Source organism: Stenotrophomonas sp. SORGH_AS_0321 (genome assembly GCF_031453215.1).
GTDB classification, from domain to species: domain Bacteria; phylum Pseudomonadota; class Gammaproteobacteria; order Xanthomonadales; family Xanthomonadaceae; genus Stenotrophomonas; species Stenotrophomonas chelatiphaga.
Genome location: NZ_JAVIZG010000001.1, coordinates 2,660,255 through 2,678,383 on the forward strand (window position 1 = coordinate 2,660,255; position 18,129 = coordinate 2,678,383).

14 protein-coding genes, 2 tRNA genes and 1 pseudogene are annotated in these 18,129 nt (G+C 66.5%); 2 read left to right on the top strand and 15 right to left on the bottom strand.

Annotated features, from left to right (window positions below):
* Positions 1–2: 2 nt before the first annotated feature.
* From QE373_RS11980 to QE373_RS11995, 4 genes and pseudogenes are all read right to left on the bottom strand, one after another.
* Positions 3–683, bottom strand: a complete 681-nt coding sequence (locus QE373_RS11980; RefSeq protein WP_309686809.1) for a MotA/TolQ/ExbB proton channel family protein — start codon at positions 681–683, stop codon at positions 3–5.
* Between the two features lie 7 nt (positions 684–690).
* Positions 691–3,132 (bottom strand): annotated as a pseudogene (locus QE373_RS11985) (DNA internalization-related competence protein ComEC/Rec2); the annotation flags it as partial.
* 66 nt (positions 3,133–3,198) lie between these two features.
* A complete protein-coding gene (locus tag QE373_RS11990) occupies positions 3,199–4,545 on the bottom strand; it encodes a HAMP domain-containing sensor histidine kinase (protein WP_309686812.1) in 1,347 nt (448 codons plus the stop codon).
* Between the two features lie 2 nt (positions 4,546–4,547).
* The gene (locus QE373_RS11995) at positions 4,548–5,219 is read right to left on the bottom strand and encodes a response regulator transcription factor (protein WP_309686814.1); all 672 of its coding nucleotides are present in this window, start codon (positions 5,217–5,219) and stop codon (positions 4,548–4,550) included.
* 122 nt (positions 5,220–5,341) lie between these two features.
* Between QE373_RS11995 and QE373_RS12000 the strand changes: the two genes are divergently transcribed.
* Positions 5,342–5,659, top strand: a complete 318-nt coding sequence (locus QE373_RS12000; protein ID WP_259169863.1) for a hypothetical protein — start codon at positions 5,342–5,344, stop codon at positions 5,657–5,659.
* A gap of 16 nt (positions 5,660–5,675) precedes the next feature.
* Here the strand turns inward: QE373_RS12000 and QE373_RS12005 are convergent, their stop codons facing one another.
* The 3 genes from QE373_RS12005 to uvrB form a co-directional block, all read right to left on the bottom strand.
* Entirely contained in the window at positions 5,676–6,092 is a 417-nt protein-coding gene (locus QE373_RS12005) for a hypothetical protein (RefSeq protein WP_309686817.1), read from the bottom strand.
* A gap of 256 nt (positions 6,093–6,348) precedes the next feature.
* Positions 6,349–6,423 (bottom strand) — tRNA-Val (locus QE373_RS12010).
* Between the two features lie 165 nt (positions 6,424–6,588).
* Positions 6,589–8,622 carry an excinuclease ABC subunit UvrB gene (gene uvrB, locus QE373_RS12015; protein WP_057508702.1) on the bottom strand — a complete coding sequence of 678 codons (2,034 nt, stop codon included), beginning with the start codon at positions 8,620–8,622 and terminating at the stop codon, positions 6,589–6,591.
* Positions 8,623–8,916: 294 nt separating this feature from the next.
* Between uvrB and QE373_RS12020 the strand changes: the two genes are divergently transcribed.
* A complete protein-coding gene (locus tag QE373_RS12020; RefSeq protein WP_309686823.1) occupies positions 8,917–9,306 on the top strand; it encodes a GspH/FimT family protein in 390 nt (129 codons plus the stop codon).
* A 40-nt stretch (positions 9,307–9,346) separates the two neighbouring features.
* Here the strand turns inward: QE373_RS12020 and QE373_RS12025 are convergent.
* The 8 genes from QE373_RS12025 to ppnN form a co-directional block, all read right to left on the bottom strand.
* Positions 9,347–9,423 (bottom strand) — tRNA-Asn (locus QE373_RS12025).
* Between the two features lie 52 nt (positions 9,424–9,475).
* A complete protein-coding gene (locus QE373_RS12030) occupies positions 9,476–9,910 on the bottom strand; it encodes a type IV pilin protein (protein WP_309686826.1) in 435 nt (144 codons plus the stop codon).
* Positions 9,911–9,926: 16 nt separating this feature from the next.
* Complete coding sequence (locus QE373_RS12035) at positions 9,927–13,613, bottom strand: PilC/PilY family type IV pilus protein (protein WP_309686828.1); 3,687 nt, start codon at positions 13,611–13,613, stop codon at positions 9,927–9,929.
* An 11-nt stretch (positions 13,614–13,624) separates the two neighbouring features.
* Positions 13,625–14,149, bottom strand: a complete 525-nt coding sequence (locus QE373_RS12040; protein ID WP_309686832.1) for a PilX N-terminal domain-containing pilus assembly protein — start codon at positions 14,147–14,149, stop codon at positions 13,625–13,627.
* Between the two features lie 3 nt (positions 14,150–14,152).
* The gene (locus tag QE373_RS12045; RefSeq protein WP_309686834.1) at positions 14,153–15,328 is read right to left on the bottom strand and encodes a PilW family protein; all 1,176 of its coding nucleotides are present in this window, start codon (positions 15,326–15,328) and stop codon (positions 14,153–14,155) included.
* Positions 15,325–15,816, bottom strand: coding sequence for a type IV pilus modification protein PilV (gene pilV / locus QE373_RS12050; protein WP_309686838.1), 492 nt, complete (start codon positions 15,814–15,816; stop codon positions 15,325–15,327). The genes QE373_RS12045 and pilV overlap by 4 nt, the downstream gene beginning before the upstream one ends.
* A complete protein-coding gene (locus tag QE373_RS12055; protein ID WP_309686841.1) occupies positions 15,816–16,325 on the bottom strand; it encodes a GspH/FimT family pseudopilin in 510 nt (169 codons plus the stop codon). Before QE373_RS12055 ends, pilV begins: the two co-directional genes overlap by 1 nt.
* A gap of 310 nt (positions 16,326–16,635) precedes the next feature.
* On the bottom strand, positions 16,636–18,033 hold the full coding sequence (gene ppnN / locus QE373_RS12060; RefSeq protein ID WP_185000375.1) for a nucleotide 5'-monophosphate nucleosidase PpnN: 1,398 nt from the start codon (positions 18,031–18,033) through the stop codon (positions 16,636–16,638).
* Between the last annotated feature and the right edge of the window lie 96 nt (positions 18,034–18,129).

An 18,129-nucleotide genomic window follows, 5' to 3' on the forward strand; every position in this document is an offset into this window, starting at 1 on the left:
CGTCAGGCCTTGGCCGGGGCGGCGCTGCCGGGGTTGGCGGCAGCCGGGGCAGCCGGACGCGGCGGCGTGGCCATCACGCCCGGACGGCCATCCAGCGCATCCAGCAGCGCGCTGGCCTCCTGCTCCATTTCGATCACGTAACCGTTGATGCGGTTCTTGAAGTAACGATGGAACATCAGCGCGGGGATCGCCACGATCATGCCGGTGGCGGTGCAGACCAGCGCCTTGCCGATACCGCCGGCCAGCTGGTTCACATCGCCCACGCCGTGGTCCAGGATGCCCAGGAACATCTGGATCATGCCGACCACGGTGCCCAGCAGGCCGAGCAGCGGACCGGCCGAAGCAATGGTGCCCAGTGCGTTGAGGAAGCGTTCCATGCGATGGACGATGAAGCGCCCGGTGTCTTCGATGCGCTCACGGATCTGGTCGCGCGGACGATTGCGCGCGTCCAGCGCCGCCGCCAGCAATGCGCCGAGCGGGGAATTGGCGCGCAGGGTCGCCAGGTGGGCCGGATCCAGCTTGCCGCGCGCGGCCCAGTTGCGCACATCCTGGCCCAGGCCCGGTGGCAGCACCTCGTTGCGGCGCAGGGACCAGAAACGCTCCAGGACGATCGCCAAAGCCAGTACACCCAGCAGCAGCAGCGGCACCATCGGCCAACCGCCGGCCTTGACCAGTTCCCACACGTTTCCAACCCTCCGGCCCAGCGGCCGCCTGTTTGTCCACCGATAGGATAGCAGCCGCCCGCTCCCGGCCCGCAGCATTCCACCAGCGACCTGCATGCACCCGCTGCTCGCGCACCTGCAGCCCCTGCGCGCCCAGCCAGACATGCAGTGCGCCGGAGGAGGCGGTGCCCAGCACTTCGGCACCGGACGCGGCCCAGCGCTGCACCACGTCGGCGCGCGGATGGCCGAAGCGGTTGCGGTGCCCGGCCGATACCAGCGCCAGCCGCGCCCCCACCGCCTGCACCCACGGTGCGCTGGACGAACCGGCGCTGCCATGGTGCGCAACCAGCACCGCGTCGGCCTTCAGCGCGCGCCGGCTGGAGCGCAGCAATGCGGCTTCTTCGGCGATGCCGATGTCACCGGTGAGCAGGATCGCCCCGCGCGCGGTGGCGATCCGCAACACGCAGCTGGAGGCGTTGCCGCGCTGCGCACTGTCCCGCCCCGGATGCAGTATCTCGAACTCCACCCCGTCCCAGCGCCACTGCTGGCCGCGATGGCAGGGCTGTGCGCCGTCGACTCCGGACCCTGCCGGCGCCCACACCGGGATCTGCGGGAAGGCACGGCGCAGCCCCGGCAGCCCGCCCGCATGGTCGGCGTCGCCATGGCTGACCAGCACGCGGTCAGGGACGCCGGCACCCAGTGCACGCAACGCAGGCAGCACCACGCGCTCGCCGGAATCGGTGCCGGCACCGGGCGGGCCAAGGTCATACAGCAGCAGCCGGGACGCGGTGCGCACCACCACCGCGGTGCCCTGCCCCACGTCCAGCACCAGCACTTCGACCTCGCCCGGCGCCGGCAGCTGCCGATCCGGCCACAGCAGCGGCAGGCACAGCAGCGGGGCCGCCAGCAGCCCGCCCCGGCCGCGCGGCAGCAGCCACCAGAACACCCCCAGCAGGGCCAGCGGCAGGGTCCAGCGCGGCGCCTCCGGCAACCACCACACCGCCCCGCTCCACGCCGCCAGCGGCTGCAGCCACCGCCAACTGACGTCGAAGGCCACGCCGGCAAGTCGCCAGCACCACGCTCCCAACCCTTGATGCAGGGCCTCCAGCGCGGTGCCGGACAACGCCAACGGCACCACCACCAGGCTCCACCACGGCACCGCCAGCAGGTTCACCAGCGGGCCGATCCGCGAGGCCTGGCCGAACAGGCTGATGCCGAGCGGCAACAGCGCCAGGCTGGCGATGCCCTGCGCAGCGAAGAACGGCTTGAGCAGCCCGCCTAGCCCGGCTTCGGCACGCTGTCCGCCGGGCAGGCACCACATCAGCCACAGCACGCCGCCAAAGCTGAGCCAGAAGCCTGCAGCGAGCACCGACAGCGGGGCGACCAGCAGGGTTGCGAAGGCTGCCAGCGCAAGCGACTGCGCCCACGGCATGCGCCGACGGCTGGCGCGTGCCAGCGCCACCACCACGATCATCAGCGCGGTACGCACGGTCGGCAGCGCCAGTCCGGCGACCAGTGCATAGCCCACCGCGCCGGCAGCCGCCGCCATTGCCGCCGCGGTCGGCCGTGGCAGGCACCGGGGCAGTACCGCCACGCAGCGCCACAGCAAGCCGGCCAGCAGCGCCAAACCGCCCGCCACCAAGCCCACATGGAAGCCGGAAATCGCGATGAGGTGGGTCAGGCCCAGCGCGCGCAGCTGCTCCCAGTCCGCGTCGCTGAGCTCGCGCGTGTCGCCCAGCGCCAGCGCGCGCAGGAACCGCGAGGTGTCGCCGGGTACTGCCTGCTGGATCCGCTGCGACATGCGTTCGCGCCAGGCCGCCAGTCCGCTGGGACCTTCCAGCAGGACCGCAGCGGCGCCATCGCGGACCTGGCCGCTGGCGGCGATGCCGAGCATCAGCGCGTGGCGCTCGCCGTCGAATCCTCCCGGATTGATCCGGCTGCGCGGCGCGCGCAGTCGCAGCGGAAGCTGCCAGCGTGAACCGGCCGCAACGGTGTGCCGCTGGCCCTGGGTGATCGCCCCCGGGACGGCGTGGGTGGGCGCGCCACGTGTGAAGGGCGCGCTCCAGTAAGCCTGCACGCGCTGGCCGCGGAGCGCGCCGGGCAGTGCCGGGTCGTCATCGATGCGCAGCAGGAAGCGGCTGTAGGACGGGCGATGCTCGGGCAGATCGATCACCCTGCCACGCAGCACCTGGTCGACCGGTGGATCCTGCGGCGGAAGCTGCGCCTGCAACGCCCACTGTCCGTGCAGCCCGGCCCAGCTGAAGCCCACCAGCAGCATGCCCAGCCAGCGCCCCCGCCAGCGGGCCAGCCACAGGACGCTGCCCAGCAACAGGCCCGACCAGGCCGCCACGGGCGGCGGCAGCAGCGGCAACTGGCAGCATGCCGTGGTCCCGACCACCAGCGCGGCGGCACTGGCCTTGCCCCACAGGCCCGGCGACACGACGAGATGATCGCAGGCCTGTCCCCCCATGCCGTCCAGCGTGGACGAATGCCGCAACGCCAGCCATCAGCGTTCTACGCGCTGCAGGCTCGGGCATCAGCCGGGACGGCGCACCGAACGATTGAACGCGATCCGGAAACTGGCACCACCGCCCTGCGCTTCGCCCACGCTCACCGCGCCTTCGTGGTGCTGGATGATCTCCTTCACCAGGTGCAGGCCCAGCCCGCTGCCGCTGCCGGCTGCACGCAGTCGATGGAAGGGTTCGAAGATCGCCTCGCGGTCGTTTTCAGGCACGCCGGCGCCCTGGTCGGCGACCTCCAGCGTACCGTTCGCTTCCAGTCTGACGCTGATGGTGCCGCGACCGCCGCCATGCACGATGGCGTTGTGCACCAGGTTGGCCATGACGCGGCCCAGGGCAATGCCATCGCCAACGATCCACACCGGCTCATCCGGCGCATCCACCTCGAAGGAATATCCGGCCCCGATCACCAGCGGCGCCAGTTCCGCCGCCGCCGTGCGCGCCAATGCAGCCAGGTCCAGCGGCTGCAGCTTCTCCACGCTGCGGTCCAGGCGCTGCAGGTCCAGCAGGTGTTCGGCGACGTTGCCCAGCCGTGCGATGTCGTTCAACAACTGTGCCTTCAAGGCGCCCTGCGGCAACTGCGACAGGCGCGCCTGCACCACCGCGATCGGGACGCGCAGCTCGTGCGCGGCGTCGGCCAGGAACTTGTCGCGCGCCGCGTAGCCCTGCTGGACCTTGCCGATGGCATCGTTGAAGGCACTGACCAGCGGGGCGATCTCGCTGCTGACCAACTGCGTGTCCAGCCGCGCGCCGGCCTTGCCGATGTCCAGCAGTCGCGCCTCGCGCGCCAGTTGCCTCACCCCGCGCATCGCACGGTGGATCACCAGCGGCATGACCAGCAGGGTCACCACGATCAACGGCAGGAAGAACCACGGGCCGATCAGCCGCAGCACCATCAACGCGCCTTCCCACAGCCCGTGCTTGGGCTGGCCGCCGACCATCGCCGTCACCCGCCTGCCGTCCTGGTTGCTGATCACGATGCGCGCCGCATCCAGGTACGGCGGGGTCAGTGATCCCAGTTCGCTGTAGCCGACGCGCTCCAGCCGCGACAGCAGTTCCCGATGGACCTCCGGCACGGCCCCTTCGGACAAGGTGTTGCCACGTTCGTCCACGGCGACGAACCACAGGTTGCCGCCGGCCTTCGCATTCAGTGCATCCCAGCGCTTGCGATCCAGCCGGATGGCCGTGCCATCGCCATGCAGCGCCGCCACCACGTCGTCGGCGGTGAACATGTCCATGTGCACCGATTCCTGGTCGCCCCAGGTCAGGATCAGCGCCATCACCGCGATCAACACGGTGAACACCTGGGCCAGGCAGACGCGCCAGGCCAGTCCCAGTGAAATGGATCGGATATCGGTGTTCATTTTCATGCCTCGGCCAACAGGTAGCCGACCCCGCGGATGACGTGGATTTCCACGCCCGCGCCGGCCTGCTGCAGCGCTTTGCGCAGCTTTGAAATATGCGCATCCAGGGCATTGGACTGGATGTCGTCGTCGAATCCATACACCGCTTCTTCCAGCCCGCTGCGGGTCACCGTGCGTCCCTGGCGCAGGGCCAGCGCCTGCAGTACCAGCAACTGGCGGCGCGGCAGCGCCAGCGCCTGTCCCTCCACCTGCGCCTGCAGCGATTCGAAATCAAAACGCAATCGCCCCAGCTGCAGCACCGGGGTGACCATTTCGGTCGGGCGGCGCGACACGGCGCGGATGCGCGCCATCAGTTCTTCGATGGCCACCGGCTTGACCAGGTAATCGTCCGCGCCGACATCCAGCCCTTCCACTTTGTCGCCCAGGCTGCCCTTGGCAGTGAGCATGATGACCGGCAGGCTGGGCCGCAGCGCACGGGCGGTGGCCACGAAGGCCAGGCCATCGCCATCGGGCAGCTGGCGGTCCAGCAGCAACAGCTGGTGCACCGGATCACGCAGCGCGGCGGCGGCCGCGGCCAGCGTATCCACCACGTCAGCGACCACGCCCTGGCGCTCCAGCCCGGACTGCAGGGCACGGGACAGGTCAGGATCGTCTTCGACCAGCAGGATGCGCATGGGAAACCGGTGGGCAGCAGAAACCAGCGCTGATGATAAGCCGCGCGAAGGCCGCGCAATGTTCTGACAATGTTGATGTCGCATCGTGCACGTACCGCTTCTGTATCGAGCCGAACGACGCCATGGACGCTTTCCTCCCCCCGGCCAGCCCCGCGCCCGCCCTGCTCCCTCCCGCCAACGACCCGCGCGTGGTGCTGACCGCCCCGGACCTGGACAGCGCTGAACGCGCGTTCCTCGGCCTGCTGCCTGACCGTGACCATGTGGATGCCCTGGCACGCCATGCGATCAGCCATGCCCGCCATGCATCCGGCAGCGGCTATGCGTTGTCGCTGACGCTGGTCGGCCTGCGCCTGCAGGAATTCAAGATGGGCGAAGACTGTGCGACCAGCTGCCGCCAGGACTCACTGCGCAGCCTGCGGCAGGCATTCGCCGCAGGCTGAGACAGGCGCGCTGGTGTCAGCGCTCCTGCTCATCGAAGTACTTGAAGGTGTAGCCGATCAGGCTCCAGCTGCCACCGCCCTTCGAGCCAGCCCGCCATTTGTAGGTCCAGGTTTCCAGACCACCATTGCGCTGGCTGCTGACGCTGATCACGTCGCCTGGTTTACCGCTTGCCGGAAGGGGAACGGGCGGGCTGTCTCCCGGCGCGCGTTGCATGCTGTCCGGCCCGAAAACCACCGTCCTGCTTATTTCAAGCTGCTCCGCCTGAAGCCGCGGAGGGAACCCGGGCGAATGCCGTTGGATCCAGGCTAGCGTGGCAGCGCCGTCCGCAGATCGTGCGTCCACCACGACCGTTCTGGTGCTGGTGATCAGTTCGTCGTCTGCCCTCGCGCCCTGGGTCATCGCCAGCATCGCACCGGCAAGCAGGATCGTCATCGTCGTCTTGTTCAAACAAGCCATTGGTTTCTCCCTCGCCGGCAGGCCCGGCCACCTGATTCCAGGACAGCGGACGTGGCCATGCAAGGTAACGGCCGTAATCCTGCGTGCAGCGCCAAGGGCAGACGCCAGCGCTGGGCCGGGCGCGGCTTCACCAGTGCGGATCAGGTCCTCGCCGCGGACCAGCAATCCCGGATTGCAGGCACAAAAAAACCAGCGCGATGGCTGGTCTTTTTCGTTCCCACTTCGTTGGAAGTGGTGGGCGGTACAGGGTTCGAACCTGTGACCCCTACCATGTCAAGGTAGTGCTCTACCGCTGAGCTAACCGCCCGTTTTTCGTTTCCTGCCGCGTTGCGATTGCGTCGGGGCAGGCCGCGTATATTACGGAGGAGACCGGGGTTGTGCAACACTTTTGTGAAGAAATCTACGAAAGCGCGGATGGCCCGAGGTTTCGGCGATTTTCGCCGAGCAGGGCTCGGCGCTACCGGTACGGTGGTCAGCCCAGGCTGGCCTCTTTCAGGCGCTTGATCAGGTCGCGCACGCGGCCGGCCTCTTCGAACTCCAGGTCCTTGGCGTGCTGGTACATCCGCTGTTCCAGCGACTTGAGCCGGGTGGCGACCTGGGATGGCGACAGCGTCGCGTAATCGGCGCCCTCCTCGGCGATCTCCACCGCCCCGATCTTTCCTTTGCCCTTGCCCTTGCGCGAGGCCCGGTCGTACGCCTCCGAACGCGCGCCTTCCAGCACGTCCACGATCGGGCGCGCGACCGACTTGGGCACGATGCCGTGCTCTTCGTTGTATTCCACCTGCTTGGCACGGCGACGGTCGGTCTCATCGATGGCCGCCTGCATCGAGCGGGTGATCTTGTCCGCATACAGGATCGCCTTGCCGCGCACGTTGCGCGCCGCACGACCAATGGTCTGGATCAGTGAACCGGTTGAACGCAGGAAACCTTCCTTGTCCGCGTCCAGGATCGCCACCAGCGAGACCTCCGGCATGTCCAGGCCTTCGCGCAGCAGGTTGATGCCCACCAGCACGTCGAACTTGCCCAGGCGCAGGTCGCGGATGATCTCCACGCGCTCGACCGTGTCGATGTCCGAATGCAGGTAGCGCACGCGGATGCCGTGCTCGCTCAGGTACTCGGTCAGGTTCTCGGCCATGCGCTTGGTCAAGGTGGTGACCAGCACGCGGTCGCCCATCTTGATGCGCTCGTTGGCCTCGCTCATCAGGTCGTCGACCTGGGTGCCGACCGGGCGGATCTCCACCACCGGATCGATCAACCCGGTCGGGCGCACCACCAGTTCGGCCATGTCTTCGCCGGCTTCGCGGTACTCATACGGGCCCGGCGTCGCCGACACGTAGATGGCGCGCGGGCAGCGCTGTTCCCATTCCTCGAAACGCAGCGGCCGGTTGTCCAGCGCCGACGGCAGCCGGAAGCCGAACTCCACCAGCGTTTCCTTGCGCGAACGGTCGCCCTTGTACATCGCGCCGATCTGCGGAATGGTCACGTGCGATTCGTCGATCACCAGCAGCGCGTCCGGCGGCAGGTAATCGAACAGGGTCGGCGGCGGCGAACCGGCCGGCTTGCCGGTCAGGTGGCGCGAATAGTTTTCGATGCCGTTGCAGAAGCCCACCTCGGCCATCATCTCGATGTCGAACTGGGTACGCTGGGCCAGGCGCTGCGCCTCGACCAGCTTGTTTTCCGCATACAGCTGGTCCAGCCGCTCCTTCAGCTCCACCTTGATGGTTTCCACTGCCGCCAGCACGCGCTCGCGGGTGGTGGCGTAGTGGGTCTTCGGGTAGACGGTGAAGCGCATCATGTTGCGCAGCGTTTCGCCGGTGAGCGGATCGAACAGGGTGATCTTCTCCACTTCGCCGTCGAACAGTTCGATGCGCAGCGCTTCGCTGTCCGATTCGGCGGGGAACACGTCGATCACTTCACCACGCACGCGGAACGTGCCGCGATGCAGCTCGTACTCGTTGCGTGTGTACTGCAGCTGGGTGAGGTGGTTGATCAGGTCGCGCTGGTCGATGCGCTCGCCCTTGGACAGGATCAGCCGCAGCGACAGGTAATCTTCCGGCGCGCCCAGGCCGTAGATGGCCGATACCGTGGCCACCACCAGCGCATCCGGACGAGACAACAGGGTCTTGGTCGCCGCCAGGCGCATCTGCTCGATGTGTTCGTTGATCGAACTGTCCTTCTCGATGAAGGTGTCCGAGGACGGCACGTAGGCTTCCGGCTGGTAGTAGTCGTAGTAGCTGACGAAATACTCCACCGCGTTGTGCGGGAAGAACGCCTTGAACTCACCGTACAACTGCGCGGCCAGCGTCTTGTTCGGCGCCATGATCAGCGTCGGTTTCTGGATGCGGTCGATGACGTTGGCAATGGTGTAGGTCTTGCCCGAGCCGGTCACGCCGAGCAGGGTCTGCTTGGCCACGCCGGCTTCGAAGTTGCTGCTCAGCTTCTCGATCGCGTTGGGCTGGTCGCCTGCCGGCGAATACGGCGATACGAGTTGGAAACGGTCGCTCATGGTGCTGCCAGGTCCCGGGGGGAACAATTATAGCGGGGCGGCCAGTGACGGCAGGTTGAGGGAATCAGCTACCTGCGGTTGGCGGGTCCGGTGACGGACCGGTGCCGGGGCAAGGCGGACCATGCAGGCACGGAGGCCCTGTCCATGCAAACGCCATGTTGCCCTGCGTCCCGCACCACCGGTTACGGCCTGATCGAGCTGTGCGCCACCTTGGCCGTGGTCGGCCTACTGTGCGCGGTCGCCCTGCCCTCCTTGCATTACAGCATGGCACGGCTACGGGCGGACAACCTGCGCATGCAACTGCACGCCACCCTGTCAATGGCACGCGCGACCGCGCTTACCCGGCGCAAGCGCACGCATGTGTGTCCCAGCAGTGATGGCACTACTTGCGGCACTGAATGGGCGCACGGCTGGCTGTTGTTCGAGGCAGCGGACAAAGCGGGCAAGGATCCCCACCCCATCGTGCCGCTGATGGTGGAGCAGCGAGCACCGTCCACCGTCCGCGTACTCCATACCCAACATCGCCTGCGCGTTCAGTTCCGCCACGATGGACGCAATGCGGGGCGCAACCTGTCGCTTTACATCTGCGCCGGCGACCGTCTGCACAGCGAGATCAAGGTAAGCGTGACCGGCAGGGTGCGCAGCAATGTGCTGCGCAAGTCGCTGCGCTGCGCGGTTCCCTGAGAAAGCAAAAGCCGCGATTTCTCGCGGCTTTTGCAGTATATGGCGCCCGAAGTTGGACTCGAACCAACGACCCCCTGATTAACAGTCAAGTGCTCTAACCGGCTGAGCTATTCGGGCGGGGACGCGCATTCTAGACGCTGCTGAGGAGACTTGCAACCGCCCCGGGCGGTCACCAGCAGCCCGACGTCGTCGCCTCCGAAGGCGTCTTCACGCTGGCCTGGTTGATGGTCATCGTGCCGCACTTGTCACGGCTCTGCGCGGTGGACGGTGTCGCGGTGATGACGAACGTCGACTGCGCGCCCTGGAAGGCCAGCCCGTAGTGTGCGGTGCCACCTTCGCGCGGCGACTGGGTCGCCGGCAACGCAAAGCCGGAATAAGTGTTGTTGGTGGTGTGAAAGCGCTCGGCAAGCTGGGCGTACTCCACCAGATCCGCCTTGGCCTGGCCCCGGCGGGACTTGCGCACGTGCTCGGAGTAGGAGGGGAAAGCGATCGCGGCGAGGATTGCGATCACGGCCACCACGACCATCAGCTCGATCAGGGTGAAGCCGCCCTGCGCCCGGGCGAAGGCCCGGCGCGGCAGGGGGGGGGCAACAGCGGATGTCATCGCAGGGATCTCCGGTTTACTGCAGCTGACGCCATGACTGGCGACCGCAGGGATAAGGAATGTACAGCGGCTCGGCGCCTGGTGCATTGATCGCCATCCAGCAGGCCTGGCCCTGGGGGCCGGTGCCGTTCGCCAACCGCGGGACCACGGTAACTCCGACATCGCGGACCGGCGACGTACCGCCGGTGTTCAGCGGAATGGCGGCGGTTCCGGTAGCTACCGGCGTACCATCCGGCGACGCCTTTCGCGCCTGCTGGAGCGCGGCGACGCCGCTGGTGCTGCTCAGGCCGTAGAGCCAGTTGGACCCCTCGGTCGAACAGCCCGCCTGTGCCTGGTTGGGCACATACGTCGGCATGAACACCACGCCCGCAGCGACCGTCGGGTTGCCGACGAAGCGCTCGCTGGTCGGCAAGGTGACCGTCCAGCCCACGCGGTTCGACGGGGTGGCGCCCATTGTCATGGTGCGCTCGCCATTGGTGGTCCCCACCGTGAAGGGGGTCAGGTTGGCTGCCGTGTAGGTCGTGGTTGGCTGCCCGGGGAAGTTGTCATTCACGCCGTAAAGCCCCTGTACCGTCGTATCGCGCTCGTCTCCATTGAACGAGAAGCTGCCGGTCCCGAACAGCAGCATCGCACCGTCGCCAAGGCCGGAGACTGCGGTCATGCCACCGGTGATCGGCTGGCGATAGGTCAGGCTGCCTTCGGTGCTGGTGCGCGTGGTGAAGAGCGGTTGGGTGACCGAAGTCGCAGCGGACTCCAGGTCGAACTTCCAGATCGCTCCCTTCTGGTCGGCGCCGTAGACGATGTCGGCCATGCCATCGCGGCCGCGGCGGCGCGTGGTGGTGCCATTGGTGGTGGTGGTGGTGAAGCGATCGACCACCACCAGGTTGCCCAGCCCGTTGCTGCCTGCCGGCGCTGTCGTGGCACTCTCGGCGGCTTCGATCATCCGCACCGATGCGTCATTCATGTCCACCACGAACAGCACGGCCTTGCCGCTGGCGCTGTTGTAGCCGTTGCCGAAGATCGCTTTCCACGCGACGCTGCCATTGGCGCCGCGGGTGGGCACGATCACCGGCTTGCCCAGTACGAAGCCGATGTTGTTGCGCACGTCCTGCGGCAACGAGGTGTTCAGGTCGTTGATCTCCCAGAGTCGGTTGCCGGCACCGAACGTTCCTGGATTGGTCACGTTAAGCGCGAACACCGAGCGACCACCTGCCCCGGATGCCGCCACCAGCGCCGTGCCCCAGCTGCCACCGAACCGTACGTCGGCTACGGTGACCTGGCCATCGACATAGTAACGATGCGAGAATTTCTGCAGGCCCTTGCCGGCTTCCACGTAAGGGAACACCAGGTTGCCCATGTGGCCCACGGCGGTCTGCGGAATGTAGCCGAAGACCTCGTCGCCACCACTACCGGTGCTCACGCCCGCGCCAGTCAGGCCGCCGTCGAAGGCATGCAGCATGCCGTCGTTGGCGCCCACGTACACCATGTGGCGGCCGTTCTGCTGCTTGTCGGCGAGGTAGGCCGCATAGGTTGTGGCCAGGGTGCCACCTAGTGAACGATAGCCGAAATCATCCAGTGGCGAGCTTACCACCGGGCTGGAATTGACGATGTCACCGAGCAGTGTGGTACGGCTGCGGAAGATGCCGCCGGTGTTGCGGACTTCCTTGCTTGTATCGCCCTTCAGGTAATTGATCACGCTGGACGCATCCGCGCCCATCCGGGTGATCTCATCGGCCGTACAGAAGGACATGCCACCGTTGGCCAGGCTCTTCGTGCACAGATTGTCGAGCGAGAAGTTGGTGCTGTTGAACTCAAACGCCGCAGCCGCCTTGCCCGCGAAGATGCGCCGACTGGCAACCGACTTGGTGGCCAACCGGGCACTTGCTTCCCATGCCGCTGTGTATTCGGCCACGCGCGTGGTCGGATTGACCGCCAATGTCTGCGCGCTCAACCGACTGAACCAGTCAGTGCTCTGGTTCGCGATCTCGTAGACCGGGGTGACCGCCAACGAGCCGCTGCCGATCCGCGCGCCGGTGATGGCCAGGCTGCCAGAGGGTGACGAACCGGCGTTCACCGACGACAGGATGCGGCGCATGGCCTCGGTGATGTCGGCTGGCGTGCGCGCATTGATGTACTCGCCACGCGTATTGACGGTCGCGTGCCAGATGTCATCGATGGTGGTCAGGTTGTCGTTCTGCGCCGAAGGCCAGTTGTTGTAGATCGCCGGCGTGGTGTACGGATCCTGGGAGATGTCCGGGTTGAACAGCTGGCCACGGGCACCCAGCGTGACCCCGTAGAAATTGGCGTGCAGGTTGGTGTTGCAGTCCAGTTTCGGGTTGCCACCGGAAGCGCAGGTACTGGGAACCTTCACCTGGCCCAGCGGCATATCGGTGCGCAGCGGGGAGTTGTAGTAGGTGGCCGCAATATCGGCCATGGTGCCGGAGTGCCCGTCTTTGAACGGAACGCCCATGTTGCCGTCGGCATTGCTGGACGACGGCGTGCCACCATTGCTGAAGCCGTCGGTGAACAGCATCACGGCGTTTTTCTGGCACGACAGCTTGATCGGTGCATCGGCGTCGGTACGCTTGAACTGCAGTCCCGCCGCGTCCACCGCCTGGCGGTTCGGCGTGCCGCCACTGGCGTTCAGCGCGATCATGTTGTCGTAAAGCGTCTGCTTCTCGCGGTCCTGCGACATGTCATAGATCGGCAGGCGCTTGTTCCTGTCCGTGGAGCTGTTGTACGACGCATGTGAACCGATGCGAAAGTAACCAACGTACATTTTGTTGACGTCAGCCATCGACTGGGTCATGCCGGCGATCATCGCGCGGTTGCGGTTGCCGTAGTACGAGTACCAGTTGGCGAAGTTCTGCAGCGCTGCCGTATCAGCCGTACGCAGCGTGTACTTCCACATGTGGCAGCCCTGGCCACAGGCATTATCTATCTTGGTACGCGGCACGTTGGCATAAGCTGCCGCGCCACCCATCAGGGGACGCGCGTCGTTGTTGCTGGTCCAGGGTGTAAAGAACACGCCCGGCCGGTAGCGGACATAGGCATCGGCCGCGCCGATGGCCCAGGTGTAGTCGCTATTGAATTCATACGTTGTGTTGTTGACACGGAAGCGCGTGCCCGCGGGGACCACCATGCCGTCCTGCATGCGGAAGCTGTCGGTGGTGTTCAGTCCGAAATAGTCATCCGTCAGGGTAATCGTCGCGTTCTCGCGCGGGTCGATGCGCGTATTGGCAAGGTTCGCATTTCCGAACGAGGTACCGTCGCGGTTAATCCACGGTTGGTACACGATGGTCGGATCGAAGAAGCTCGGGTTGTACTCGGAGGACCGGGCAAAGCCGTATACATCAAGCGGCGGCAGGCCCACGCTGGCGCCGGCGCGCGGTCCGGGCAGCACGTACAGGTAGTCACAGTTGCCCGACAACGACAGGCTGCCGTTCTCCAGGAAGAAGCTGCGCCGAGTACGGTTCCAGCAGACCTCGCCATCCGGCCCCGGGAACTGGGTCTGGAAATTCATCGAGCCGGAGTTGTCCACCGCCATGATGAACGAAGGCGCGACCGGCACTTCGACGTTCAGCGGCGCCTGAGCGAGGATGCCCTGCCCCTGCGCGGCGAACAGCGAGTAGACCAGTGCGCCGGCAACGAGGGCCAGCGTGGCGCCGCCGCCCGCGATGAACATCTTCTTTCGGCTTGCCATGGCAGCCATCCTCAGAGCTTGAATACAGTGTCGATGGCGACCGCCGAGCGGCTGGGATCGCCACTGGTAGCCGTGTCCGTTGCATAGGCGGTGATCTGGTATACCGGCGTCGCGGCTTCGACCGGTCGCCCCATGCCAAGCGCCGCCTCACCCTGGATGCAGGTCTCGATCTGCCGGACCTTCACCACCTGGCGCTCACTCTGGGCGCGCTGGCTGGTCCATACCGAGGGGTCGTACCCGTTGTCACATTGGATTTCGATGCTGGCACTGGTCAGCGATCCGGTGGCACCGGCTGTCGCATCGCGGTTGGCCAGCGCTTCCACCTGGTTCTCGGTCAGGCGTACGGCGTCTTCCGAACGCTGGAAGGCTGCATTCACGGCCCGGTAGTTCGAGGCCATGCGCTCCTGCATGTTGGCCACCTGCATGCCGGCAATCCCCAGCAGGGACAGCAGGATCAACATGATCAGCGCGACGTAGAGCACTGCACCGCGTTGCCGTGAGGGAAGTGCGGCGCGTGGAATGTGGATGCGGTGCATGGCTCAGTTCCCGAACAATCGATTGCGAAGCGCTACCGATACCTCGTACGAGGCGCGGTAACGGCTGTCATTTGCAGCAGCATTGGTGAAGCGCACGCCCAGTACGCCCGGCTCATTGGTCGTCGCAGTCGCCTGCGCGGCCGCTGCCGGCTGCGGGCTGCGGGCGAGAATCCCGACCTGCACCAGGCCGACCCGCCGCCACGGCCCCACCGCGGCGGCGGTGACCGCCGTACTCACCTGGGCAGCCGGCTGCTGGGCGGTGATCCTGCCCGACGGCGGCTGCAGCAAACCGATGTTGGTCGTATTGTCGAGCCCGTACAGGAACTGCAGGTTCTCGATGCCTTCGACCAGCTCCTCGCCTGACTGGAAGCCAGTGCTGTTGGCACGTGCGCGGTACAGCGAGGGCTGCGCGGGGGTGGCACCGTTGTTGGCCACGTAGTACGCCACCGCTTCGGCCCTGTACACCATGGTCACCGCATTGTTGGCCGCGTAGCGGCTCAGGTCGGTGTTGGTAGCTGTCAGGGTGGTACCTGCCAGCGTGCCGGCAAAGATGTCCACGCCGCTGCAGTCGCCGACGGCAAACAACGACGGTGTCGAGGGCACGCCGGCGGTCAATCGTGCTGCAGCAGCGCTGCTGATGGTCAGCGTGGAATTGGTCCCGGCGGCGATCGTAAGGACCGGCGCGCCCTCGGGCGCCAGATAGCGCAGCACGATGATGTCGCTGCCACCGCGCGGTGTCGGCGAGAGCCCGCTGATGCTGGCCGGGGCATTGGCCACGCCGGCCCAGTTGGCACCCAACTGCAGGCTGTTGCCGGGCGCGGTGTTGGCCGCGTCATAGCCCTGGATGGGGATGTTGAAGTCCAACGCGGATCCCGCACCGGGCGTCACGCCGGTCAGATTGATGCGGATCGCATCGTCGGCACGGACGATATGAGCCTGGTCATTGACGCAGCCCATGTGCCCGGCCATGCGGATGTCACGCTCCAGGAAGTCAAGTGCGAAGCGCGCGTTTTCCTGGGTACGGGCCACGCCTTCGGACAGTCGCGAGGCGGTGCGCGAGGCGCTGAATATCTGGATCACGCCCAGCATCAGGATCAGGCCGATGACCAGCGAGACCATCACCTCGATCAGAGAGATACCGGCCGCGGCCTGCTTGCGCGATGGGATGTACTTGCTCATAGACGGCTGACCAGCGTGAACGTGGTGGTGGTGTCCGGGTTCGCCTTGTCCCAGCGCTGGTCGCCCCAGGTGATGCCGACGGTGACCACTCCCGCGTTCATGCTCACGCTGGCGGCTGCTTTGTCGCCCAGCGTCTTCACCACCTGGCACTGCCAGCGGGCGATGTTCTGGGCCTGGGTGATGGTGCCGGTGGGCCAGGCGCAAGGGCCCGCCGACGGGGTCACCGAACCGGCCGCGAACGAGGCCGTGCCGTAGGCGCCACCGTTAAGCGTATCGGTGCGCTGCACGCGCATCAGGTCGATCAGGTCGTAGGCCAGGTTGGTCGCCTGGGTGCGGTAGCCGGCGCTCTGCACGAAGCGCACGTTCATGGTCTGCAGCAGGGCGAACCCGAGCAGCCCGAAGCCCAGCACCAGCAGCGCGATGAGCACTTCCAGCAGGCTGAAGCCGCCTTGCTGGCGAAGCGGTTTGAACGTAGCGCGACGTGTCATCAGCAGGTCTCCTGCAACACCCGGACCTGTCCGGAAAGGTTGACGGTGAGCGTGCGCTTGGGATCGCCTGCCGCGCAGCTGTCCGGGGCCACGGTCAGCACTTGGTCTGCGCTTGCACGACGACGCCCACGTGCATCGAATGCGATTTCGGCCGAGGGGCCGGTGAGAACCAGGTTCGGCCGCCCTGCCACATAACGCAGCACGGTATCGCCGCTGTTGAAGCTGCCGCTGCCATCTTCATCGCTGTAGGCCATGAGGCCGCCATTCCAGGCGCCATCGCAGGTGCTGCCAGCCGAACTGGCGCAGACGCCGCCGCCCCTGCTGTTGCGGATGGCTTCACTACGGGCCAGCGCGACCAGCCCGAGGATCTCGTTGTTGGCATTGGCGACGCGGTTTGACCGCAAGGTACTGCGGAAACTCGGGAACGCGATGGTCATCAGGACCGCCAGAATGGAGATCGTGACCATCAGTTCAACCATCGTGAAGCCCTTGGACAGGCGTAAAGACATGGGACGCTCCCCAGCGTGATGTCGGCACGATGAGGCAGGCCGGCGCCCCCCGCAAGGGGATGCAGGACGAACGGTCATTCGGGGGCGACAAGCGTCAAAAGATCGGCGCCCCAATGGGTGACGGCGGACGACCAGCGGCCGTCACTACCGGTCTTCACCTGCCGCGGTGACGGCTGACGGCCAGCGGCCGTCACTACCGGTCGTCACCTGCCGCGGCAACGGCGGACGGCCAGCGGCCGTCACTACCGGTTGTCCCCTGCCACGGTGACGGCTGACGGCCAGCGGCCGTCACTACCCTGGGTGCGATCGGTCAGGCCAGCACCTGGTAGCACGGCTTGTACTCGCCGGAAATCTTCATCCGGCGCTGGTCGACGAAGGCGCGCAGCAGCGCGTCCAGCGCCTGCATCATGTCGGCGTCGCCATGGATCTGGAACGGACCGGACTCCTCGATCCGGCGCATGCCGTCTTCCTTCACGTTGCCGGCCACGATGCCGGAGAACGCGCGGCGCAGGTCGGCCGCCAGCGCATGCGGGGCACGGCCGTGGTGCAGGTCCAGCCCGGCCATGGCTTCATGAGTGGGCTCGAACGGCTGCTGGTAGTCCCACGGAATGTCGATGGACCAGTTGAAGAAGAACGAATCCTTCGCCGCCAGCCGATGTTCGCGCACCTGCTTGATCCCGGCCGACATCTTGCGCGCGACCGCCGACGGATCGCCGATGATGATCTGGTAGCGCTCGGCGGCCGCATCGCCCAGGGTCAGGCGGATGAAGCGGTCGATCTGCTCGAAGTACGGCGCGGCCACGGTCGGGCCGGTCAGGATCAGCGGGAACGGCAGGTCCTTGTTCTCTTCGCGCAGCAGGATGCCCAGCAGGTACAGGATCTCCTCTGCCGTACCCACGCCGCCGGCGAACACGATGATGCCGTGGCCGATGCGCACGAACGCTTCAAGCCGCTTTTCGATGTCCGGCATGATCACCAGGTGGTTGACGATCGGGTTCGGCGACTCGGCCGCGATGATGCCCGGCTCGGTCAGGCCGATATAGCGCGTCACCGTCCGGCGCTGCTTGGCGTGGGCGATGGTGGCACCCTTCATCGGGCCCTTCATCGCACCCGGGCCGCAGCCGGTGCAGATATCCAGCCCGCGCAGGCCCAGCTCGTAGCCGACCTGCTTGGTGTACAGGTATTCGTCGCGGCCGATCGAATGGCCGCCCCAGCAGACCACCAGGTTGGGGTCACCCGGGTTGAGGATGCGCGCATTGCGCAGCAGCCCGAACACGGCATTGGTGATGCCGTCCGATGATTCCAGTTCGGCCGCGTAGGCCGGGCCCATTTCGATGGCCATGTAGGCCAGGTCGCGGACCACGGCGAACAGCAGTTCGGCCACGCCGCGGATGATCTCGCCGTCGACGAAGGCCATCGCCGGCGCGTTGGCCAGGTCGATGCGCACGCCACGGTCCTGCTGGGCGACCTGGATGTCGAAATCCGGGTACAGGTCACGCGCCGCGCGCGGGTCGTCCGAGGCACTGCCACTGGTCAGCACGGCCAGCGCGCAGCGGCGCAGCAGCTCGTGCATGCCGCCACCGGAGGCATCGCGCAGGCGCGCCACTTCCGCCCGGGACAGCACATCCAGCCCACCGCGCGGGTAGATCCGCGCGTCCTGCACCGGCAGCGTACGTGCCGGCTTTTCAATCGTCGTGGTCATGTCCAACGTTTCGCTTCCTTCAAGGTGTCCGACTGTAGCGCTGCCCCCATAAAAAAGAAAACGGCCGGGTTTCCCCGGCCGTTTCCGTTCACATCAGGTACC